The 21845-nt window shown below is 37.2% G+C and carries 24 protein-coding genes and 1 pseudogene; 11 read left to right on the plus strand and 14 right to left on the minus strand.

Annotated features, from left to right (window positions below; genetic code table 11):
* Positions 1-317: 317 nt before the first annotated feature.
* Positions 318-1421 (minus strand): A/G-specific adenine glycosylase, encoded by a 1104-nt coding sequence (mutY, locus tag LC095_RS25485; RefSeq protein WP_226530768.1) that lies wholly within the window; start codon positions 1419-1421, stop codon positions 318-320.
* A gap of 459 nt (positions 1422-1880) precedes the next feature.
* Here mutY and LC095_RS25490 point away from each other — a divergent pair, with 459 nt between their 5' ends.
* Positions 1881-2861, plus strand: a complete 981-nt coding sequence (locus tag LC095_RS25490) for a metal-dependent hydrolase (RefSeq protein ID WP_226530753.1) — start codon at positions 1881-1883, stop codon at positions 2859-2861.
* 44 nt (positions 2862-2905) lie between these two features.
* Here LC095_RS25490 and LC095_RS25495 read toward each other — a convergent pair whose 3' ends face one another.
* Positions 2906-3175 (minus strand): YfhJ family protein, encoded by a 270-nt coding sequence (locus LC095_RS25495; RefSeq protein ID WP_175638143.1) that lies wholly within the window; start codon positions 3173-3175, stop codon positions 2906-2908.
* 111 nt (positions 3176-3286) lie between these two features.
* Between LC095_RS25495 and LC095_RS25500 the strand changes: the two genes are divergently transcribed.
* Together LC095_RS25500 and LC095_RS25505 are read left to right on the plus strand one after the other, a co-directional pair.
* Positions 3287-3451: a small, acid-soluble spore protein K gene (locus LC095_RS25500; RefSeq protein WP_226530754.1), complete on the plus strand. Its 165-nt coding sequence runs from the start codon at positions 3287-3289 to the stop codon at positions 3449-3451.
* 33 nt (positions 3452-3484) lie between these two features.
* Positions 3485-3646, plus strand: a complete 162-nt coding sequence (locus LC095_RS25505; protein ID WP_226530755.1) for a YpzG family protein — start codon at positions 3485-3487, stop codon at positions 3644-3646.
* A gap of 28 nt (positions 3647-3674) precedes the next feature.
* On the opposite strand, the gene LC095_RS25510 is transcribed toward LC095_RS25505, so the two are convergent.
* A complete protein-coding gene (locus LC095_RS25510) occupies positions 3675-4001 on the minus strand; it encodes a YfhH family protein (RefSeq protein WP_226530756.1) in 327 nt (108 codons plus the stop codon).
* Between the two features lie 12 nt (positions 4002-4013).
* Positions 4014-4817 (minus strand): recombination regulator RecX, encoded by an 804-nt coding sequence (recX, locus tag LC095_RS25515; RefSeq protein ID WP_226530757.1) that lies wholly within the window; start codon positions 4815-4817, stop codon positions 4014-4016.
* 112 nt (positions 4818-4929) lie between these two features.
* Here recX and LC095_RS25520 point away from each other — a divergent pair, with 112 nt between their 5' ends.
* The 7 genes and pseudogenes from LC095_RS25520 to LC095_RS25550 all read left to right on the plus strand — a co-directional run bounded on the left by LC095_RS25520 (position 4930) and on the right by LC095_RS25550 (position 10008).
* Positions 4930-5829, plus strand: a complete 900-nt coding sequence (locus LC095_RS25520) for a TIGR01777 family oxidoreductase (protein ID WP_226530769.1) — start codon at positions 4930-4932, stop codon at positions 5827-5829.
* A 29-nt stretch (positions 5830-5858) separates the two neighbouring features.
* Entirely contained in the window at positions 5859-6983 is a 1125-nt protein-coding gene (locus tag LC095_RS25525; RefSeq protein WP_226530758.1) for an amidohydrolase, read from the plus strand.
* 421 nt (positions 6984-7404) lie between these two features.
* Positions 7405-7962, plus strand: a complete 558-nt coding sequence (locus LC095_RS25530) for a GNAT family N-acetyltransferase (RefSeq protein ID WP_216775865.1) — start codon at positions 7405-7407, stop codon at positions 7960-7962.
* A gap of 295 nt (positions 7963-8257) precedes the next feature.
* Positions 8258-8386 (plus strand): YfhE family protein, encoded by a 129-nt coding sequence (locus tag LC095_RS25535; protein ID WP_078433381.1) that lies wholly within the window; start codon positions 8258-8260, stop codon positions 8384-8386.
* 79 nt (positions 8387-8465) lie between these two features.
* Positions 8466-8660: a YfhD family protein gene (locus LC095_RS25540; protein WP_026562261.1), complete on the plus strand. Its 195-nt coding sequence runs from the start codon at positions 8466-8468 to the stop codon at positions 8658-8660.
* 271 nt (positions 8661-8931) lie between these two features.
* A pseudogene (locus tag LC095_RS25545) lies at positions 8932-9453 on the plus strand (N-acetylmuramoyl-L-alanine amidase family protein); the annotation flags it as partial.
* A gap of 84 nt (positions 9454-9537) precedes the next feature.
* Positions 9538-10008, plus strand: coding sequence for a peptidoglycan-binding domain-containing protein (locus tag LC095_RS25550; RefSeq protein ID WP_413467554.1), 471 nt, complete (start codon positions 9538-9540; stop codon positions 10006-10008).
* A 185-nt stretch (positions 10009-10193) separates the two neighbouring features.
* On the opposite strand, the gene LC095_RS25555 is transcribed toward LC095_RS25550, so the two are convergent.
* The gene (locus LC095_RS25555; protein ID WP_226530759.1) at positions 10194-11327 is read right to left on the minus strand and encodes a DEAD/DEAH box helicase; all 1134 of its coding nucleotides are present in this window, start codon (positions 11325-11327) and stop codon (positions 10194-10196) included.
* 240 nt (positions 11328-11567) lie between these two features.
* Positions 11568-12080, minus strand: a complete 513-nt coding sequence (locus LC095_RS25560; RefSeq protein WP_226530760.1) for a topology modulation protein — start codon at positions 12078-12080, stop codon at positions 11568-11570.
* A 148-nt stretch (positions 12081-12228) separates the two neighbouring features.
* Here LC095_RS25560 and LC095_RS25565 point away from each other — a divergent pair, with 148 nt between their 5' ends.
* Positions 12229-12426 carry a hypothetical protein gene (locus LC095_RS25565; RefSeq protein ID WP_216775860.1) on the plus strand — a complete coding sequence of 66 codons (198 nt, stop codon included), beginning with the start codon at positions 12229-12231 and terminating at the stop codon, positions 12424-12426.
* A 42-nt stretch (positions 12427-12468) separates the two neighbouring features.
* Here LC095_RS25565 and LC095_RS25570 read toward each other — a convergent pair whose 3' ends face one another.
* The 8 genes from LC095_RS25570 to LC095_RS25605 form a co-directional block, all read right to left on the minus strand.
* On the minus strand, positions 12469-13665 hold the full coding sequence (locus LC095_RS25570) for a class I SAM-dependent rRNA methyltransferase (protein WP_226530761.1): 1197 nt from the start codon (positions 13663-13665) through the stop codon (positions 12469-12471).
* A 110-nt stretch (positions 13666-13775) separates the two neighbouring features.
* Positions 13776-14744: a sugar phosphate isomerase/epimerase family protein gene (locus tag LC095_RS25575; RefSeq protein ID WP_026562255.1), complete on the minus strand. Its 969-nt coding sequence runs from the start codon at positions 14742-14744 to the stop codon at positions 13776-13778.
* Positions 14745-14784: 40 nt separating this feature from the next.
* Positions 14785-15807, minus strand: coding sequence for a Gfo/Idh/MocA family protein (locus tag LC095_RS25580; protein WP_226530762.1), 1023 nt, complete (start codon positions 15805-15807; stop codon positions 14785-14787).
* Between the two features lie 5 nt (positions 15808-15812).
* The gene (locus tag LC095_RS25585) at positions 15813-16844 is read right to left on the minus strand and encodes a Gfo/Idh/MocA family protein (RefSeq protein WP_226530763.1); all 1032 of its coding nucleotides are present in this window, start codon (positions 16842-16844) and stop codon (positions 15813-15815) included.
* Between the two features lie 45 nt (positions 16845-16889).
* Complete coding sequence (locus LC095_RS25590) at positions 16890-17612, minus strand: ThuA domain-containing protein (protein WP_226530764.1); 723 nt, start codon at positions 17610-17612, stop codon at positions 16890-16892.
* A gap of 101 nt (positions 17613-17713) precedes the next feature.
* Complete coding sequence (locus tag LC095_RS25595) at positions 17714-18739, minus strand: LacI family DNA-binding transcriptional regulator (RefSeq protein WP_226530765.1); 1026 nt, start codon at positions 18737-18739, stop codon at positions 17714-17716.
* Positions 18740-18910: 171 nt separating this feature from the next.
* Positions 18911-19945 carry a LacI family DNA-binding transcriptional regulator gene (locus LC095_RS25600; protein WP_226530766.1) on the minus strand — a complete coding sequence of 345 codons (1035 nt, stop codon included), beginning with the start codon at positions 19943-19945 and terminating at the stop codon, positions 18911-18913.
* 565 nt (positions 19946-20510) lie between these two features.
* Positions 20511-21629 (minus strand): NAD(P)/FAD-dependent oxidoreductase, encoded by a 1119-nt coding sequence (locus LC095_RS25605; protein ID WP_226530767.1) that lies wholly within the window; start codon positions 21627-21629, stop codon positions 20511-20513.
* Between the last annotated feature and the right edge of the window lie 216 nt (positions 21630-21845).

Consider the following 21845-nt stretch of genomic DNA (forward strand, 5'->3'; position numbering starts at 1 on the left):
TCCAGGCTATCACGCCCGCCCCTCAATGTAAATTCGAAATAATCTTGCTCACCATACACATTTTTAAAATAAATTGAAAACCATTGTTGACACTTTTACACAAGAATAAGGACTTGACTTTCAAACCCCTCAAAAATGTCCTTCGTTACTGGTATGAAGGACATTACTTGCTTCAAACCCCTCAAAAATGTCCTTCATCACTGGTATGAAGGACATTACTTGTTTCTACCCTCAAAAATGTCCTTCATCACTGGTATGAAGGACATTACTTGTTTCTACCCCATCAAAAATGTCCTTCATCACTGGTATGAAGGAACTCATATATTACTCTCCGGCTTTTCATGGAAAATTTTATGGATTTTCTGATGTGATACAGGAAAAGCATATTTTTTCATTTCTTCTTTTGTTACAGGTAATAAATCCTCTGAAGGGATATTCGTTAATTTTCCAATAAACACAGAGATATTCCAAATCAAATGGGAAAACACATGTTCAACAGTTCCCGCTAATTCGGATATTTCTGCCTCAGCTTGGTATTCTTGTTTTATAAACTGCTTTACTTGTTCCCGATATGATTCTTTTGTTTCCGCTTTGATCTCCATATTCGGGAATTCCCAAAGATTAGCTAATAAACCTGTACCAGGACGTTTATGAATATAAAGTCTGCCCTGATCATCATAAAGAACAACCGCAGCCATTTGCAATGGTCTTGGTTTCTTTTTCTTGCTTTTTACCGGGAGCTCAGCCTGTACTCCCTCAGCAAAAGCTGAACAATATTCACGCACCGGACATAATAAACAAGAAGGAGATGTTGGGGTACAAATTAACGCACCAAGTTCCATCACTGCCTGGTTAAAGGAAGATGGATCTTCTTTGGAAATCAATTTATATGTGGCCTCTTCAAAGATTTTCCTTGTCTTTGGTTTTGCAATATCATCCCAGATCGATAATATTCTTGAAAATACCCTCATCACATTTCCATCAACCGCCGGCTCCGGAATATTATATGCAATACTTAATATGGCTCCTTTTGTATATGGCCCTACACCCTTTAATTTTGAAATTTCTTCTGGAGTATTCGGGACAACACCTGCATAAGAATTCGCAACCTCTTTAACAGCTGAATGAAGATTTCTGACACGTGAGTAATACCCAAGTCCTTCCCATGCTTTTAAAACTTCCTCTTCGTCTGCAGTTGCAAGTGCTTCTATAGTAGGAAATTTCCCTATAAATACATTAAAATAAGGAATAACGGTATCTACTCTGGTTTGCTGAAGCATGATTTCTGATACCCAAATTTTATATGGATCCTGGTCTTTACGCCAAGGCAAATCTCTTTTTTCATGCTTGTACCATGATATTAAATCATGCTGAAAATCATCTATTTGAAAGCTTTCCAGCTTATCTTTCACTTCATTTATCATTTATTTTTCCTCCGGATGTTAATTTACTTCATAATCGGGAAAATATATGGTAATAAGAAAAGCGCAAGCGCCTTGATCAGCCTAGGGCAAATAAGATACAAATGAATAGAAGACGTTTTTTGTCTTCAATTCATTTGTATCTAATGACCTCGAGGCAGTCTAAAATCGCGACGTCCTGTCGCAACGACTGCACTTGTACGTCCTGTGCTTCGGGGCTAGGCGCTGGAGCTAGACAACCAAGACTAAATTCTAAATTTAACACACTTTCTACCTGTTAAGAATAGTACAAGTACATTTATAGATAAAGTCTTGATGTTTAAAAATAAACAGAAATGTTCACATTGGACATTATTGCATCATATATTTTCAATGAACTTATGAAATAGGTCTTTTATGGACAATCACTTAGAAAACTTGGGTTATATCCTCGGGTGTTAAAACAAGGAGGTACATTCATTGGATACTGGAACACATGTGGTCATGGGCATTGCACTTGGCGGATTAGCGACTCTTGATCCAGTCGTTGGCATTGATAATCCCACCGCTACAGCTGTAATGTTCGGCACAATTATTGGGTCACAGGCTCCTGACCTGGATACCATTTTAAAACTAAGAAATAATGCGAAATATATTCGAAATCATAGAGGGATTACACATTCAATCCCGGCTATCTTTATATGGTCTTTTTTGATTACAGGTATGCTGACGATTTTTATTCCTGAAAGCAATCTTCTTCATCTTTATCTTTGGACATTGTTCGCGATCGTTCTTCATGTTTTTGTGGATATTTTTAACGCGTATGGAACTCAAGCATTGAGGCCGTTCACAAAAAAATGGATCGCCTTAGGAACGATTAATACATTTGATCCTTTTATTTTTTTCATGCATATTATCGGAATTGTGATTTGGATTTTCGGTGCTCATCCAGGGTACACATTTTTGAGCATTTATATCATTTTGATTGGCTATTACCTGATCCGTTTTGCTATGAAGAGAAATATTGTCCGTCGTTTACACAAAATCATCCCAGATATTGAGCAGGTCATCATTTCACCGACAATGAGGTTTCGTCAATGGCATATTGCAATCATGACTGATAAAACGTTTCATGTTGCTCGTTCTGTTAATGAAGAGATTATTCTGTTGGATGAGTTTGAGCGTGTACCTGTTCCACAAACAGAAGTCATTAAGGCGGCAGAGGAAGATGATAATATTTCAGCTTTTTTATCATTTTCACCGGTTTATCGCTGGGAGGTTGATGAATTCAGTGATCATTTCGAGGTTCGGTTTATCGACCTTCGTTATCGCAGTAAGGGATATTATCCTTTTGTCGCCATCGTCCAATTAGACACAGATTTAAATATTGTCAGCTCTTATACAGGCTGGATTTTCAGTGAAGAAAAACTGCGTAAGAAACTTGAGCTTATTCCTGAATAATATAGGAAGAGGATGACTGCCTGAGACGTCATCCTCTTTGTGTTTTAATGTTTTAAATAATCATCCTTATTCAGTAAGTCACGATACTTCGGATTAGTTGCAATAAAATCATGCAACTTATCTCCATAATGCGTAATTAATTGTCTCACAACTGTTTCTGTTACTTCTTTTCCTTGATAAGTATTTCCTGTTTTGGCTTGGGTTGATTCGAAGTCTTCCCAAAGCAATTCTACCCATGTTCGTGCTTGGGCATAGGATAAACTGTTATTTTTGCTTAGTAGCTCATTTGTTAATCGTTCAAAATAATCTTCCATTATTCTCACCTCTAGGCAGGATTCTCTACTTATATTTCACCATTTAGCAACCATACTATTAATACGCTTCATTTAGTGAAGCTAATAAATGATGATTTGGAGGGGATTGTGTTGCGTAACAAAGCATCCGGATTTCCAAACATGAGCAACAACAAGTTTGAGGGCGAACCAAGAGCTAAAGATGAATTTGCTTCAAAAAGAGCAAACGGGACAATTAACTCTCACCCGCAAGAACGGATGAGAGCATCTGGTCGACGTGAAAATCCTTACTCTTAAAACGCTAAACCAAACTTGTGGAGGTGCTTAATAATGGGTTCACACAGTCATAAAAAATTTTACGACAATATGTATGCAAATCCATTCAATCAGCCTTGGGCTAATCCAAAACATGCACATGCTCAAGTAAATGGGCAAACACAACAAACCCAAGACCTCATCATTTTAAAAAGACAAACAAGAAAGCAATCGTAACAACTAAGGAGGTTGACTCAATAGGTCTCTATTGAGTCACCTCTTTTATTAACATAGAAATAGGTAATGCTTCCTCATGATCAGGAGATGATAACCGATATCCCCACGCAAAAATACCATTCATATAGTTAATTTTAAATGTCTCACCGGGTGCTCCTTCAATTTCATAAACTTCTTCAGGCTTATAATCGTTAGGATCTAACAAATAGGATTTTGCCATCGTAATTTTTCTTTCTAAAACGGCAAACTCATTGATAATTCCAAGCTGCTCTGCTTTTCTTGCTTTTTCCTTAAGTCCCGCTATTTCATTTTTTAATTCATACTCCGTCATTTCACTATAACGCTTTGTTAACACTTTTCATCCCCCTCACTCTTCTTCTTCAAGAAACTTTTCAATCAACTCAATGGAAAACCCTTTTCTATATAAAAATTGTTTCATCTTCATTCGATATTGATACGGATCTTCATTCTGGTATTTTCTTTGCGCTTTTTCTGCATGCTTCATTAGGGCTGTCCATTCTTCTGATTCATCTTGTTCATACTGGACTTCATCTAATACCTTAGAAATAATATCGTAAGGAAAACCTTTCCTCATTAGGTGCTGTTCAATTTTTTGTTTAATCTGGACTGTGGATATCTTGTTACTCTTTTTTAACAGCTTTTCGGCATGATCAATTGCCTCTTGCAGCTGATCATCATCATTGTACTCTTGAAGTGCTTGTTCGATAAAGTCCTGATTAATGCCTTTTCCGATTAGCTCTCTTTTTAAAACACTTGGTCCTTTTCCATTTGTTTGTTTTTGAGTCCTAACATAGGCAATGGCAAATTCCAAATCATCAACATAGTTGTATTCTTTTAATTTGTAGATGACGTCTTGAATCATTGCATCATTAAATTCTTTTTTTGCTAAATGTTCGGCCACTTCTTTTATTGAGCGCATACGATAACTTAAGAACTCTAAAGCTTTATTATAAGCCTTTTTACTAAGATCTCCATATTGGATCTCATCGATTTCGAGTTCATCAATTTCTTGGCCTTTTCGAAGATTGTATTTAATGAGTACATCCTGATCAACACTAAATGCATACTTTTCTCCTTGACCGTCGTCCAAATATATATTGAACCGTTCTGTTGATTGCTTTTGGGTTGTAATTTTTGTAATCAAAGCCATTCTTGTTCTCACCTACTACTTTTTAATAACAAAACACATTCAAAAGAGGATATTTTCAAATTAAAGGGTATTAATGAACTATAGAATAATACACGAACAGGAAGTGGTGTTAGTGAAAATTGCCATCTCAGGTGGTACTGGTTTTATTGGAAAGCATTTAACACGGTATTTTTTAAATAAAGGTCATGATATTTATATTTTAACACGAAGCCAAAAAACTGCTGCTGAAAAGAACTTACATTTTGTTCAATGGATGACAGAAACCGCAAATCCCGCTCGTTCTCTTGAAGGAGTTGATGTCATTATCAACTTAGCTGGAAAGTCCATTAATGACCGTTGGACCGAAGAGGCAAAAAAACAAATTATTGATAGCAGAGTTGAATCAACAAAAGCGATTTACTCGATCGTTTCCTCCTTAAGTGAAAAACCTAAAGTATTCATTAATGCAAGTGCAATTGGTCTTTACGGTACTTCTTTAACAAAAACCTTTACCGAACAGTCAAATGAAACTGGCTCAGATTTTCTAGCAAAAACAGTTGAAATCTGGGAAAAGGAGGCAAGCAGGATCCAGGAGCACAATGTTCGTACTGTTTTCACTCGATTTGGAATTGTGTTAGGTGACGAAGGAGCGTTATCGAAGATGGTTTTGCCGTATAAATTTTTTGCAGGTGGCAGCCTTGGTTCCGGACAACAATGGGTGTCATGGATTCATATAATGGATCTTGTCCGCCTAATTGAACATATCATCTTTTCAACGATTTCAGGACCGGTCAATGCTGTATCTCCAAATCCTGTGACAATGAACGAATTCGGAAAGACAGTCGGCAGCGTCCTAAACCGTCCTCACTGGCTTCCAGCTCCCGCTTTTGCTCTAAAAATGGTGTTAGGTGAAATGAGCCTGCTTATTTTGGAGGGTCAAAAAGTATTACCAGAAAAAGCATTAGATGATGGTTTTTTCTTTACTTATCCACATGTTGATAAAGCGTTACAAGATATTTTAGCATCATCTTAAAGATAATTGATAACAAGGAGTATTGAAGGATGAAGTCAACACTTTTTAAACAAGCAACCGTTTATCCGATAACCTCTCCTCCTCTTTATGAGACAGATGTTCTTGTAGAAAACGGTAAAATTAAGGCTATTGGGAAAAATTTAAAACCGTCTGAGTTGACGGATATCGTTACATGCAAGGATAAATATTTATTCCCCGGATTTATTGATGTTCATACACACTTAGGTCTCTATGACGAAGGAACTGGCTGGGCAGGTAATGACGCCAATGAAACGATCGAGCCCATTACCCCGCATATCCGGGCATTAGATGGTGTTCATCCACTGGATCCTGCTTTTAAGGATGCCATTAAATACGGCATCACAACCGCACATGTGATGCCGGGAAGCGCAAATGTGATAGGAGGAACCACTTCTGTTATTAAGACATATGGTATTAATGTTTCAAAAATGATTGTGCAGGAAACAGCCGGACTTAAAATTGCTCTTGGTGAGAATCCTAAAAGAATGCATAGCCATGGTAATAAAGAATCTATTACAAGAATGGGAATAATGGGTATGCTCCGAGAGGCTTTCTACCAGGCAAAATATTGTGATGAAAAAGAAGATTTTCGTTCCATTCCTATTAAAAAAGCATTACAGAGGGAAATCCCGGTACGCATCCATGCTCATAGAGCAGATGACATAATGAGCGCGATACGTTTCGCAGAGGAGTTCAGCTTAGACTATCGAATTGAGCATTGCACAGAAGGACATCTCATTGCAGATGAATTGGTAGGAAAACAAATGAAAGTATGTGTGGGACCCACTTTAACCCGCAGATCAAAGATAGAATTAAAAAACAAAACATGGGAAACCTATCAAGCACTATCCGAAAAAGGTGTCGAAGTCTCTATCACAACCGATCACCCGTATACCCCGATTCAATATTTAAATCTATGTGCCTCTCTTGCCGTGAGAGAAGGTTTTGAAGAACAAAAAGCACTGAAAGGGATAACAATAACAGCAGCACGCAATTTAAGAGTAGATGAAAGAGTCGGTAGTATAGAAGTCGGGAAAGACGCAGACCTTGTTATCTGGAATTACCATCCCTTCCACTATCTTGCCAAGCCGGAACTAACGATGATTAACGGTGACATCGTGTATAAAAAGTGACAAAATAATATTATCTTACTATTGTTTTGTTTTTCGTCAGGTTATTTTGAAACTCTTTTGATTTAACGTACTAAAACATATGATATTAGTATGTTTTACAAGCAGAATAATTTACCAGGATATCAGAATGTTTGCCAAATCAACAACTATTGTACGATAAAAAAAATATTTTTTAATTCGACAAAAAAGGAGTATCTTTTTCATTTAAAATGCCGTATGATACTTCATGGAAGCAATGCTTTTATATGAAAACACAATTAAATCTAGTAATGGGAAGGCAAATGGTGCGCCACCAGCTTTACTGGTTCTAGTGGGTTCGATTCCCACCCCGAAATTTTTTGAAGGTAAATCAACATAAAAAATTTCGAGGGTGAGGACGACCATATCACGTGGAGTCTGCCCTCAGGTTGGAGGGATCCAGATGCTAAAAAAACGTGATATTTATGATAGTCATACACTTTATGAACACATGGTTCACCCTGATGTCTTCCCATTTGTGCGTCATAAAGCAAATTCTTTTGAAGAATATCTATTTCTAACAAAACAAACGATTGAGGCTGAAGAACGAGGTGAATTGATTTCACGTACCATTTTAGATGAATGGGGCTCTCCAATCGGCACAATCAGTTTGTTTGATATCCAAGACAAAGCAGGTTTTTTAGGCACCTGGATCGGCAAACCGTATCACGGCAAAGGCTATAATCAGATGGCAAAAGACGCTTTCTTTAACGAGCTTTTCTACGAATTAGATATCGAAACAATCTTCTTGCGAATTCGCAAACAAAACATCCGCTCAACTAAAGCAGCAGAAAAACTACCCTATGTTGTGAATGCCAATGAAACAAGAGCACATTTACTAGAACAAATTAACAATGGAGAAGACATTTTTAATTTGTTTGAAATTACTAGAGATCAATATACAATTTATAAATACCATAATGCGTCTGAAGTTGATGATCAGCAGCTGAAAGAGGCTTAATTAGGTGGGATTCTATTGAATCCCGCCTTTTTTATTATTCATTAAAATTAAATTTGGACTTTTATCTTCGATTTTGAGATTTTATTTTCGATTCCTGGACTTTTATCTTCGATTTTGAGGATTTATCAACGATTTTCAAAATATATCAACTATTAGACATTTCCCCTATAATTCGACATACCTATTCGTCCTTCCTAATAAAAACTTTCCATCTAACTTTCACTTCAATTTGTATGAATCCCTCCCCCCTTGTCAAAACTAAATCTGAATACTATATTTTGGAAGGATGATCATGATGGCATCAGAAAAGAAAAGACGAGATAAATCAAAAAGTACACTTTCCAGTATGCAGGAAGTGACATACTCTAGAGAATTCAAAAATGCTGATCGTGCTGGTGGATACATAAGCAAAAATAGTCACTAACTTCCAACATGAAATGACGAAAATAAGCCATCCTAAACTTGAACCAAAAGTTCAATTTTATTAAGGGGGGCTTTTTTTCATGGGCAGAGGTCATCAACATAACCATAAAGCACGTGATAAGAACTCAACAACTCTTCCGCAAACACCTAAAAACTTAAAAAGAGACGGTGTGGATGAAGAATTTTCAAGAGAGTTAGCAGATCAAGCTGATCTGGAAGCTCAGGCAAGAGCAAACGCTGCCAATCAACGACAAAGTACAAACCGCAATTCCTAATAAGAATGGAAGTGGATAACTCCACTTCCTTTTCTATTTGTGGAAAAAGATGTGGATAAATCAATATTTAGGTTGTGGATAATGTGGATATATATGTTAATATCTCTAAAAGAAGGCATAGATTATCCACAAGTTACATAATTTCATTAAAAATCCCCTCCTGTGTATATTGTGGGAACTGTTAATAACTCTAAAAAGTGAACATTTCCATATAAAAAACATATACTACTGTGTATTATTTTGTATTAAATACAGACAGGGGTGTTAATAGTTGGCTTATGAAATAACACAAGATTATATTCGTACCGGAAATTCCCGTCCAGGGCAACGAATAAACACCGTACGTTTTATTGTAAGTCATGACACTGGAAATCCCGGCTCTACAGCTTATGGAAATCGTAATTATTTTGATAGACAACAACCATCTGCTTCTGCTCATACCTTTATTGATGATAAATATATTTTAGAAATAATTCCTTTAACCGAGATCGCCTATCATGTCCGTTCAAATGTTACCGCAGATAACAGACTTTATGGAGCCAATGCCAATAGCGCAGCGATTGGGGTAGAATTATGCCACGGCGGTAAAATAAATTTTGATGATGCATATGATCGATACGTTTGGTATCATGCGTATTTATGTGAAAGATTTAACCTGAATCCTAAATCCGATATTGTTGCTCACGCCACTCTGGATCCTTCAAGAAGAACAGATCCGGTCGGAATCCTGAGAACACACGGCATATCTTGGTCGATGTTTATCGATGATGTCGCTGAAGCTTTTCAAAACTTTAATGGTACCCAAACACCAAGTCAGCCAAGCAAACCTCCACAGCAAACAGCTCCGGCCCCAAATCGGGTAACAAAAGGAACCACTGTGAAATTACCAATCGGAGAAGGTTCTTCAGGTGCATTTGTTCGAGATATACAGCAGCAACTCATTAAAGCAGGATATAGATTACCTCGCTATGGTGCAGATGGTGTGTTTGGAGAAGAAACAGAAAATGCGGTTATGAGGTTTCAAAGAGATCATAATTTAGCTGTAGATGGTTTAGTTGGTCAAGTCACGTTATCCAAATTGCAGCAGGTAAACCAGCAAAGAATATCAGCACCTGATTTTCCTCTGCCAAGCGGTATTTTAAGACGTGGAGACCAAGGAGAATCTGTTAGACAATTGCAAAGAGCCCTTAAGCAAATAAACTATAATCCAGGAACGGTTGATGGAATTTACGGGCCCCGAACAGAAGATGCAGTAAGAAGATTTCAATCCATGTATGCAGCACTCAAAGATGATGGAATCTACGGACCAAATACAAGAAAATATATCAGAATGGAATTAGATGACTAGCACAAGTCTCACCCTAAAAACCTGTAAAAACTTCATATAAAAAAATGTATAACAATTCCTTCTGCAACATAAAGTATTAGTACATCACAGTACTCACATCATGAAGCGAAAAAGCACGTTGCTCATATAGAGTAGCGTGCTTTCTTGTTTACTCATTAAAAAAGGACCACTAAAGGTCCATTTTTTTATTTTTTAACTAATTCTCCTCTGTACAATTCATTCTTTACAAGAGTGATATCCAGTTCTTTTGCCAGCTTCTTTAGCTCTCTTTCTTCCCTCTCTGTTACAATTGAAATAACCGTACCTGATGCCCCTTGGCGCCCTGTTCTGCCTGAGCGGTGAACATATTGGGAGGCATTTGCCGGCAGGTCATAGTGGATAACATGTGATAGCTCCGCAATATCCAAGCCTCTCGCTGCCACATCTGTAGCAAGCAAAAGTCCCTGTTTGTCTGATCGAAGACTTTTTAGTGCAGCCTCACGTTCTTCTTTCTTTGTATCACTATGTAAAAGATGAACATCTACTCCGTTATATTCAAGCTTTTCTCCTAATACATCTAAGTTTCCAATATCCTTTACAAACCCTAAAGCTTTCATCGGTATATTTTTGGCCAATCTTTCAAGGATGTGTGCTTTTTCTCTTTGTTCACTAACAAGATACACATGATCAACTTGTCCAACCGGAATTTCATCTCTGCTCACCTTAATGATTTCAGGATCTTTTTTCATAAGATCTCTCGCTCTGGATTCGGTGCTTTCATTTGTGGTAGCTGAGAACAAGACAACTTGGCGTTCGTTTAATGTTGATTTGATAATTTCCTGAATTGTCTTTTTATGTTCAGGAGTTAAAAGTTGATCACCTTCATCTAGTACAACTGTTTTTACTGCATGCATTTTCAACTTTTTCATTTTTATTAATTCTTGGATTCTTCCAGGTGTTCCAAGGATTACTTGAGGGCTTTTCTTTAGTTTTTCTACCTGTCTTTTAATATTTGCTCCACCGATAAAAGAAGCACTTGTGATGGTACTTCCTTCTGACCATTTCTTTACTTCTTCAAATATTTGCATGACAAGCTCTCTTGATGGTGCTAATATCACGATTTGTGCTGATTTTTTATTAACATCCACCTTGTTTAAAAGCGGGAGCACATATGCAAGGGTTTTTCCTGTTCCTGTTGGGGATTCAGCGATAACGTCTTTTCCTTCCAAGATTGGAGGGATTGCTTTTAATTGGATTGCTGTAGGTTCTGGGAAATTTGCTTTTTCCCAATTATTTTGTAAAAATGGTTCTGCGTCTTGTAAAAAGTTTTGTTCTGACATATTTGTTTATCTCCTTCACTAACTTCTGTATGTATTCATGTTTAAGGGTTCATTGACTTTCAAGAAAATACGGTGTTCGTTCCATTGCGCTATTGTTTTTTACAATTAAGATTCTAAAGAAATCTAAACGAAAATAGCATATTAGTAAATAACCTTTCTCACCACTATCTATAGTATAGCTAATTTCCACCAAGTGTAATATATGAATCAGTAATTCGTCATATTTCCCCAGAAATAATTCTAATTCGCCAGTCTTCGTAAAAATGAGTCAATTTCTGTATTTGTTGTAAAAATGAAAACCTGTTTACTAGATTTTAAATTCTGAAGTTGTTGTCTCATTTTTTTCTTGCGTTGAAAATATGTGCTACATATAAATTTGATGAAAGCCATGTCTATCTTTTCGTTACAACCGATGGCACGGTCTGGTCGATCTTTTCCTATATTCGTTAGCCATCTTTTCATGATCCGATATAGACAGACTGTCAATGGCTTTTCGATATAAATAATGGTATCTGCCTTTTCTACTCTCATTTCAAAGGTGGTACGATAATTTCCTTCGATAATCCATGACTGTTGATTGATAACGTCTTGTTGCCTGGATTTAAAATCTTCAAATGCTGCTTCAACCCATCCCGGTTCCCAGTACATCGTATCAAGATGGTGCACGTTTATTTGAAGAATGTCCGATAACTTTCTTGCGAATGTCGATTTTCCAGCACCCGCTGATACCCCGATAACCATAATTTTCTTCAAAATTCCCTACCCCTTAATTAAATATTTTTTATTTTTATGTTTATGTAATAGAAATTTAGGGTATCACCTAATTATCATATGAAAAAGTAACAGTAAATCAGCTTTCCATATCAAAATAGAGAGACAATTTGGTGAAAGGTGGTACCCAATGGTTACGCATGTTCATATTAAGAAATTGAATGAAATTAACAATGAGTTGTCTGCCATTTCGAGAGAATGTGAACGTGCATTTTCTGAGTGGGTAAAAGATAGAAGTAATACAGATTTATTAAGAGAATATAAAACACTTCTAGGAAAACGTGGGGACATTATTAAAGAATATAAATCCTATTTAATTATTAATTAGTTTAAAAAGAGCTGACATTCCGGGAAATGTCAGTCTTTTAGCTTACAGTTTTTTTATAATAACAACTTTTAAATAGTTTCCTTCTTTGAATTCCTTTATTGTTTTAAAATCTTTCGGTAAACTAAATTCTTCAAGGATTTTATACGTTTCTCCCATTCCCTGAAATGCCTTTTCGATAAACCCTTTAAACTTCTGCATTCCAAAGGTACTGCAATTAGAGGAAGCAACAATGATTCCCTGTTTCTCCGTTATTTGGATCGCCTGTTTCAACAGTTCCGGATAGTCCTTACCTGCGCTAAAGGTATGCTTCTTTGATCTGGCAAAGCTTGGCGGATCCAGGATGACCATATCAAATGACAGTTTTTTTCGAACAGCATATTTAAAATAGTTAAATACATCTTCAACGATAATACTATGTGCCTCATAATCAAGAGAGTTTACACTAAACTGTTCAATTGTTTTTGCTTTACTGCGATTTGCTAGATCCACACTTGTCGTCTTTGCTGCATCTCCAAGTGCTGCTGCTACAGAAAAGGCTCCTGTATAGGAAAATGTATTTAATACATTTTTTCCTTTTGCATATTTATCACGGATCGCTTTGCGAACATCTTTCTGGTCAAGGAAAATGCCTACCATTGCCCCGTCATTTAGGTAAACGGCGAATCGGATGCCATTCTCCTTCACAATTAGCGGAAAGCTGGCTCGCTCACCAGTAACAAAGTCATCATCTTCCATATAAGTACCTTTAACATCAAATCGTTTCTTTTCATAGATTCCTTTAAAATCTACGATATTGCTGAGAGATTTTATAATTTCTTCTTTAAAAGAATAAATTCCTTCACTATACCAAGTGACCACATAGTATCCTTCTTCATAGCAATCAATCGTTAATCCGCCAATGCCGTCTCCTTCACCATTAAAAAGACGAAAAGCAGTCGTATCAGGATCATCATAAAAAGATCGTCGAGCTTCAACCGCAGCTTTAAGTTTTTTCTCGAAAAAGGATTGATCAATGACTTCCCTTTGGTTATAAGTTAAGATCCAACCTCTTCCTTTATTTTGTATTCCATAGTATCCCTTAGCTATAAATTGCTTTCTTTCATCAACAAGATCAATAATCGAACCCTCTTGTTTTAGAACTTCACTATTTTTGATTGCCTCTTTGTTGATAAGAGGATAACCTGATCTAAATTGCTTTACATAGTTTGGTTTTATCTGTACTCGAATTGGATTTGCCATCTTTTTCACCTATGCTTCATTTATTTCCGTCAAACGAATCTATTCTCCATCATACAGATTTTTTGCAAAAAAAGAAAACCCCTCTGGTACTAGAGGGGCCAATCTTTATCTTATACCCACCACATTTGAGATGGCTGGTCATTGATTAATACTGTTTTCAGGTTTGTAACAGCTCGCTCGAAGCCCTCGTCAATTGACATAATTGGGTCTTCATGTTCGATGCTTACAACATAATCGTAGTTGTATGTGCGAAGGGCACTCATGATATCATTCCATTCTGTTAAGCTGTGTCCACAACCAACAGATCTGAATGTCCATGCTCTTGTTTGAACTTCGCCGTATGGCTGCATGTCCGTTAATCCATACATATTTACATTGTCTTGATCAATGTATGTATCTTTTGCATGGAAATGGTGGATAGCATTTGCTTTTCCTAAAATTTTGATCGCTGCTACCGGATCAATACCTTGCCACCAAAGATGACTTGGATCTAAGTTAGCGCCGATTGCATCACATGTTTCTTCGCGAAGTTTTAATAATGTATATGGAGTGTGAACTAAGAATCCGCCGTGTAATTCCAAGCCAATTTTCACATTATGCTCTTGTGCATATGCTCCGACTTCTTTCCAGTATGGAATTAGTTTTTCTTCCCATTGCCATTTTAACACATCACCATATTCATTCGGCCAAGGTGTGACAGGCCAGTTAGGATATTTCGCATCTTCACTGTCACCTGGTGTCCCTGAGAATGTATTAACAACAGGTACATTCATTAGTGAAGCTAGTTTGATTGTTTTCATGATTGTCTCATGGTGGTCTTTTGCCAATTCTTTGTCTGGTGAAATCGGGTTACCGTGACAGCTGAATGCACTGATAATGAGGTCGCGCTCTTGGATTTTCGCAAGATATTCGTTACGCTTTTCTTCGCTTTCCAGAAGAGCATCTAATTCGCAATGAGTATTTCCAGGATATCCGCCTGTACCGATTTCTACTGCGTGAAGGCCTGATGCTTTCACACGATCTAACATTTCTTCAAATGATTTGTCATTAAAAAGTACTGTAAATACGCCTAATTTCATTGGAATTCCTCCTGTAGGTTTGAATTAAGGTTGACTTAATTTACGCTTTTAATCTTTCAGCAGATTGATAAATTGCATCGATAATCTGTGAAACTTGTAATGCTTCTTCAGGTTTTACGACTAACTCAGCTTCTCCACGACATGCATCAATGAAGTTTTTCACTTGAGCGATTCCAGGGTTATCTTCCCCTTGCACCCAAGCAGCTTGGCTATTCATTAACATGCCGTTTTTGGCTGTGTAGAGCTCAAGAGGAAATACACTTATCCCGCCATCTACTCCTGAGATGCTTAGATGTTCCTGATCGTCTAGTATATTTGCTGCCCATGATGTTTCCAATAAGAGTGAAGCACCATTTTCAAACTTAATGTATGCTGTTACATGATCATCTACATCAAAGGTTTCATGATCAAAGGTACCCCATTGGTTGACACCATTTGGCGTTTTGCTTAACACATTATATGTGCTGCCGTTTACTTCTACATGGTTCGGACTTCCCATTAACCAAATAGCAAGGTCCAGCAGATGGCAGCCATAGTCTATTAAACTACCTCCACCTTGAAGGGATTTGTTTGTGAACACACCCCAGCCAGGAACTTTTCTTCTTCTCAATGCTTGAACTCTTGTGACAAGCGGAGTACCCACTTCTTCCATTAATTGTTTAGCAGCTTGAGAGTTTTTCATAAAACGATAGTGATACGCAATGGCTAATACTTTCCCAGTACGCTTTGAAGCTTCCAGCATTCTTTCACATTCTTCTGCAGAAAGTGCCATTGGCTTTTCACAAAGAACATTTACTCCCGCTTCTAAAGCGGCGATTGTAATTTCAGCGTGAAACTTATTCGGTGTACAAATACATACTGCATCAACATGCTGAAATAGTTCACGATAATCTTCTACTACATGTTCTATATTGTTTGTTGTTGCTACTTCCTGTGCTCTCTCTATATTTACATCACTGACTGCTGTAATCACACAGTCATCAGCAAAGCTCTGAAAGGCTGGAATATGACGGCCTTGAGCAATTCCCCCAACACCAATGATTCCGATACGTAGTTTACTCATTTTTATCACTCAAATACTTTAGCTATTGTTTTTGTTTCATTTGATTTAATCGCTGCTAAAATAACTGCTAATGACTTCATACCTTCTTCACCATTAATTGGCGGCTCTGTGTTTTCTACAATTGATGTGACAAAGTTATCAATCACATGAGTTGTGTTTTGGCCACCCTCATCATTTGATTGAATTTTACCTAATTCATAGTTCACAACTTCACCATTTGTGTATTGAACAACTAATGAATATGTTGGATTGTCTTCCAAGCGCAGGATCGCTTTTTCACCATAGATAATCGTTGAATTATCTTCTTTTGCTGTGTAAGACCAGCTTGCTGCAAGAGTTCCAATGATTCCGCTTTCTGTTTTAAGGGCACAAACAGCTGTATCGTCTACATCAGTACCTTCTTTTGCTGTTGTTTCAATGAAAGCACCAACTTCAACAATTTCTTCTCCAAGTAAATAGCGCATTAAATCTGTTTTGTGAACTCCTAAATCACCCATAGCTCCGATATATGCTTTTTCTTTTTCAAAGAACCAGCTTTCTCTTCCATCGATACTCCAGCCTTCTGGCCCCGGATGACCGAATGCTGTACGGAAGCTGTAGATTTTCCCTAGTGCACCGCTTTCAATTAGCTGGCGTGCAAGCTCATGAGAACGTACAAAACGTTGGTTATGAGCAATCATTAGTTTTTTATCGTTCTTTTTCGCTGCTTCAATCATTGCATCTGCTTCTTCTTGAGATGTTGCCATCGGTTTTTCACATAATACGTGAAGACCATTGTTTAAGGCTTCAATTGAGACAGGTGCATGAAGGTAGTTTGGAGTACACACGCTCACTACGTCTACTTCACCACTTGCAATAAGTTCTTTATAATCAGTAAATGCTTTTGCACCGTATTTATTTGCCACTTCTTTTACACGGTCTTCCACGATGTCACATACTGCTACTAGTTCAACATTCTGGTTTGCTGCATATTCAGGAAGGTGACGATATTGTGCAATACTTCCACATCCAATAACTCCAACTCGTAATTTACTCATTTTACATTCCTCCATTTTTTCTGATGTCAAAGTGGATATCTAAGATTATTTTGCTGAGATAGTCTCAAGCGGTTTTGCATTTCCATACACTGGACGCTTGCGGTTGACAGGGCTTACATACTTAACGCCATTTTTAATGACAAGTTGAACTTGTTCATTGTGGTACGTCGGATATGTTTCATGTCCCGGTCGGAAATAGAATACTTTTCCGTTACCACGTTTGAACACACAGCCACTTCTGAAGATTTCTCCACCTTCAAACCAGCTTGTGAAAATTAATTCGTCCGGAGCTGGAATATCAAAGTGCTCTCCATACATTTCTTCTTTTTCAAGTTCAATGTATTCTCCAACACCGTCAGCAATTGGATGGCTAGGATCTACAACCCATAAACGTTCTTTTTCATCCGCTTCACGCCATTTTAAATCACAGCTAGTCCCCATTAACTTTTTGAAGACTTTAGAAAAATGTCCTGAATGCAAGACAACAAGTCCCATTCCATCAAGTACTCTTTGTTGAACTTTTTCTACGATTGCATCATCAACTTCATGATGGGCAAGATGTCCCCACCATACTAATACATCTGTATTTTCCAGAACTTCATCAGTTAACCCATGCTCAGGCTCATCTAATGTAGCTGTTCTAACCTCATAATTGTCTTCTTGTAAAAATTCGGCAATCGCACCGTGAATTCCTTTAGGATAAATTTCACTTACGACCGGATTTTTCTGTTCATGTCTATTTTCATTCCATACTGTTACGTTTGTCATTTATATCACCCTAATCAAAATTTATTTTTTATACATTTAGTGAACCGGTTAACAATTCATCATTACACAATGAGATTAGATGAGTTCACCTCCTTAAAGTGTTATTTTTCCTTAGTCGATCCTCTAACTACTAATTCAACAGGGAGCATAATTTCTTCTGTCTTAACATCTTCATTTTCTATTGCATGGATGGCTGTTTCAGTTGCAACCGCCCCTTTACGAAAAACATCTTGGCGAATGGTTGTTAAGCTTGGTGAAGAGTAGCGACTGATCATTAAATCATCAAAACCGACAATTGATAGATCGTCAGGAATTCTTAGACCAGAATCATTAGCAGCTTTCATCATCCCTAATGCCGTAATATCTGATGAAGTGAAGATCGCTGTTATATTTTTATTTTTCACGAGATCTTTTCCAATTAAATAGCCGTTTTCAAAGGAATTGTATCTTCCTTCTAGCACCATTTCGTCTTTAAATGGTATATTTCCTTCAGCTAATGCCCGTTTAAATCCTAAAAATCTCTGGCCATCCACTGCATAATCAACTTTCCCATTGGGGATAAAGCATATATTACGGTGACCTAATTCTATTAAATGCTTTGTGCCCAGATAACCACCTAGTTCATCATCTATACGTATATTATGATAATGATTTGTATAATCCTCGAAGGAGTCAATAAAAACCAACGGTATAGACAGCGTTTTCATTTCTTCTAATAAATATATAGGAAATTTCCCTAAAACGATTAGTCCATCTAAATTTCTCTTCATAATCCAGTTTTTACATTCTTCCGCCTTGGAAATGCCTGATATGACAAAATCATACCCACTTTTGCGACAGATATATTCGACTCCGCTTAGAAGCTCACTAAAATAAGGATTGTCCTTAAGAATGGGCGCAAGCGTATCACCTACGAGCGGCATAATGACACCGATCATATTTGATTTTCTTTTTGATAAACTAATTGCCGTAAAATCAGGCTGATAGTTAAGCTCGCGAATAGAAAGCATAACTCTTTCCTTTGTTTCTTCTGATACCTTGTTTATACCATTAAGCACATAAGAAACAGTCGCTGGTGAAACCCCGGCATGTTTTGCTACATCTCTTATCGTTATTTTCTGCTTCATTTCGCCTCCGGTTAAACGGTTAACTAACTTTGATGTCATTATATAATGAATGGTAGCAGAAGATCAAGAACAATCCTTATTTTAATTTAAAAATAAATCTATTATCCAATTCCCTCAAAAATATATGAAGGAACCTCTATTTATATTACAATTGAGGTTCCTTCTTACTGCTTAGTTGTTAGGAGTTGAGGAACTGTCTCTTATCATTAATTTTGTACTTAGTACAGCTTTAATGGGAATTTCTCTCCCTTTCAATCGGTCGTATAATAGTTTTACTGCCGTCCTTCCCATCTCATCAGTGTGAATTCTAATAGTTGATAACGGAGGATTCAGGAATTCTGCGGCCTCTATATCGTTCACCCCAATAACGGATAGATCCTGTGGGACACGAATGTTTGCTTCATGTAATGCTCTCATTGCCCCGATAGCCATTTGATCACTTGCACAAACTAAAGCCGTTGGGAGTGTTCCTGCTTCTATGAACTTTTTCATGAGCTGATAGCCTCCTGTTGCCCCCCATTCACCAATATGAACTAACTCCTTCTGATAGAGTTTCTTTTCCTTCATGACTTTCTCATAAGCTATATTTCTAATATCCGGGACTTCTCCCAAACTCTGACTATCAGTTAGTCTGTTGTACATATCATAACCACCGATAAATCCAATTTTCGTATGTCCTTTATCCATTAAATAAATCAGAACATCTTCTATTGCTTTATCCAACCCTGATGCAACCACATCATATTCACCTGTTTCTGGTAAATGGTTGATAAAAACGATATTTTTATGTCCATGACAATATTCCTGAACAGATGAAGGTTCAATTCCTCCGATGACAATGACTCCATCCAGCTGCTTTAATTCCTCGAATGAAGAGCTGTTACCAGCATATATCATTGTTTTTATCTTAAAAGGAAATTTGGAACATGCCATTTCGATTCCCAGACGAATAGCCATAAAATACGGATCCGACACTTCATCTTCTTGTGAAGTGGCAGAGACTATGCCGATTTCATACATATCTGTTGTTTTATTTACATTTACATTTCTTTTTCTTGTTGGTTTATAATTTAGAGCCGCCGCAGCCTCTAACACTCTCTTTCTTGTCTCTTCTCCAACAGACAAAGTTGTATCATTGTTTAAAATTCTTGATACTGCAGCCGGTGATACTCCTGCTTTTTCTGCTATGTCCTTGATCGTTGCCATGACCTCACCTTTATTCTTTCGAAGTAACTACTGTTCACCATAATTTAAGTAGTAAGCACTCACAATTTTCTCTAATATATTTACTAAATATTATACGTTTACATTATTAATTTTACTAGTTTTTATTTGTTTATTGGATATACTTTTTTTCTTTTTATTACTCTTAGCGTTTAAAAAAATGATTTTTGACCATACTGCTATTATCTTACTAGATTGCGAGGTTTATATGATGGTCAAACGTATTGTTCCTGCTATCTTTTTAGTTTTCTTTACATTTGTGGCATTTAGTGTTTATTTTCTCTATCAATTAAGTGTTTTTACTGTAAAAGTGATGGTCTATGCTATGTAGGGATAGAGATAACTACTTCTTACATTGTTGTTTTATAAAGATAGTCGCTTTGAGATAGACAATTTTGCAAAGTTATAGATTTTCTTGCAACTTTGACTTTATTTTTGCAACTTGCAGATTAATCTTGCAGTTTTCCGTTATTTCTACATACACCATATTCTAAGACTATTCATAATATCGATAAGAAAAGGATGAGCCGAGTTGCTCATCCTTTTCTTATTCAACAGCATTTGCCATTGGATATAGACTCAAATCAAGATCGAGTTCCTGCCCTAATGCAAGGTTTGCGAGCTCCATCCCTAGGTATGGACCACTTGTTAAACCTGAGGCACCTAATCCGTTTGCCAGAAGGAGACCTTCAAATTCAGGCAGTGGACCGATGACAGGTAAAAAACCTGGTGTAAAAGGACGAAATCCTACTCTTGTTTCAAGATGTGTGCTGTCATGTAAGCCTGGGGCAATCTCCAGTGCTTTTGTCAAAATTTCATGAAGTCCTCCTGCAGTGGCACGCTCATCAAATCCTGCTTCATCTTCATGTGTTGCCCCGACAACAATTCTTCCTTGATCAAAAGCTAAAATATATTGATTATTTGGAGGCATGACAACCGGCCATGTACTTGTATCTTCATTGGACATTTCAAGATGAACAATTTGAGCCTTTTGAGGTGTAACTTGAAATGTCTTTCCCAGTGACTGGATTAATTCGTTTGACCAAGCCCCGCCAGTAATAAGAACCTGCTCAGCCTGTAATGGATCATGCTCTATTTCAACGCCCTTTATAGTATGACCTTCTCGAATAAGTGAAATGGCATTACCTTCAATGAAAGTGGCGCCATTCTTTTTCGCTCCTTGGACTAAGGCATTACGCAAAGCTCTCCCGTTAACTCTTGCTCCACCGCTCACATACACAGCACCATATTCTTTTGATAGTGGCGGAAATAATGCTTTTGTTTCTTTAGGAGTTAAAATCGTAATTTCACCGATTTCCGGTGCATCTTCCCTTCGTTTCCGGGCACGTTCAGCCATTTTTTCTAACTTCTCAGGATCTTGATGTAAGCTAATCGCGCCTACTCGACTATATCCTGTTTCTTTTTCTCCATCTTCTTCAAGTTTCTTTATTAATTCGGGATAGTAACGAGCACCATTTTTCACGAGCTGGTACCATGCTTTGTTACGTCGTTGAGATAGCCATGGACAAACAATTCCAGCTGCTGCATCTGTTGCTTGTCCCCGATCCTTCCGGTCAATGACTGTAACATCCGCACCTGCTTTTGCTAAATGATAAGCAGTTGATGCCCCAAGAATCCCCGCTCCAATGACAATAATTTTCTTCAAAATAAAACACCTTTTCTTCATCGAATTTGTCTTTTATTTTACTTTACATTGGAGCTAGACACCAACACTAAGTACAAAACTTTATCCTTTCTTACCTGATCGAGTAGAGGGAAAAATAATTTTAATTATTTTCGCCCCTCTCACACCACCGTACGTACGGTTCCGTATACGGCGGTTCAATTTATATTACAGTGTGTACTTTTAGATAATGATCTA

The organism is Metabacillus niabensis, assembly GCF_020524345.1.
Classification (GTDB): domain Bacteria; phylum Bacillota; class Bacilli; order Bacillales; family Bacillaceae; genus Metabacillus; species Metabacillus niabensis_B.

Bases quoted from the DNA above. Each gene is read 5' to 3' on its own strand.
- LC095_RS25590 (WP_226530764.1), bottom strand. From the start codon at position 17,612: ATGACAAACGTAACAGTATGGAATGAAAATAGACATGAACAGAAAAAT.
- LC095_RS25570 (WP_226530761.1), bottom strand. From the start codon at position 13,665: ATGGCAAATCCAATTCGAGTACAGATAAAACCAAACTATGTAAAGCAA.
- LC095_RS25540 (WP_026562261.1), top strand. From the start codon at position 8,466: ATGGGCAGAGGTCATCAACATAACCATAAAGCACGTGATAAGAACTCA.
- LC095_RS25535 (WP_078433381.1), top strand. From the start codon at position 8,258: ATGGCATCAGAAAAGAAAAGACGAGATAAATCAAAAAGTACACTTTCC.
- LC095_RS25595 (WP_226530765.1), bottom strand. From the start codon at position 18,739: ATGAAGCAGAAAATAACGATAAGAGATGTAGCAAAACATGCCGGGGTT.
- LC095_RS25565 (WP_216775860.1), top strand. From the start codon at position 12,229: ATGGTTACGCATGTTCATATTAAGAAATTGAATGAAATTAACAATGAG.
- LC095_RS25525 (WP_226530758.1), top strand. From the start codon at position 5,859: ATGAAGTCAACACTTTTTAAACAAGCAACCGTTTATCCGATAACCTCT.
- LC095_RS25575 (WP_026562255.1), bottom strand. From the start codon at position 14,744: ATGAAATTAGGCGTATTTACAGTACTTTTTAATGACAAATCATTTGAA.
- LC095_RS25580 (WP_226530762.1), bottom strand. From the start codon at position 15,807: ATGAGTAAACTACGTATCGGAATCATTGGTGTTGGGGGAATTGCTCAA.
- recX (WP_226530757.1), bottom strand. From the start codon at position 4,817: ATGGCTTTGATTACAAAAATTACAACCCAAAAGCAATCAACAGAACGG.
- LC095_RS25585 (WP_226530763.1), bottom strand. From the start codon at position 16,844: ATGAGTAAATTACGAGTTGGAGTTATTGGATGTGGAAGTATTGCACAA.
- LC095_RS25495 (WP_175638143.1), bottom strand. From the start codon at position 3,175: ATGGAAGATTATTTTGAACGATTAACAAATGAGCTACTAAGCAAAAAT.
- LC095_RS25600 (WP_226530766.1), bottom strand. From the start codon at position 19,945: ATGGCAACGATCAAGGACATAGCAGAAAAAGCAGGAGTATCACCGGCT.
- LC095_RS25555 (WP_226530759.1), bottom strand. From the start codon at position 11,327: ATGTCAGAACAAAACTTTTTACAAGACGCAGAACCATTTTTACAAAAT.
- LC095_RS25505 (WP_226530755.1), top strand. From the start codon at position 3,485: ATGGGTTCACACAGTCATAAAAAATTTTACGACAATATGTATGCAAAT.
- LC095_RS25530 (WP_216775865.1), top strand. From the start codon at position 7,405: ATGCTAAAAAAACGTGATATTTATGATAGTCATACACTTTATGAACAC.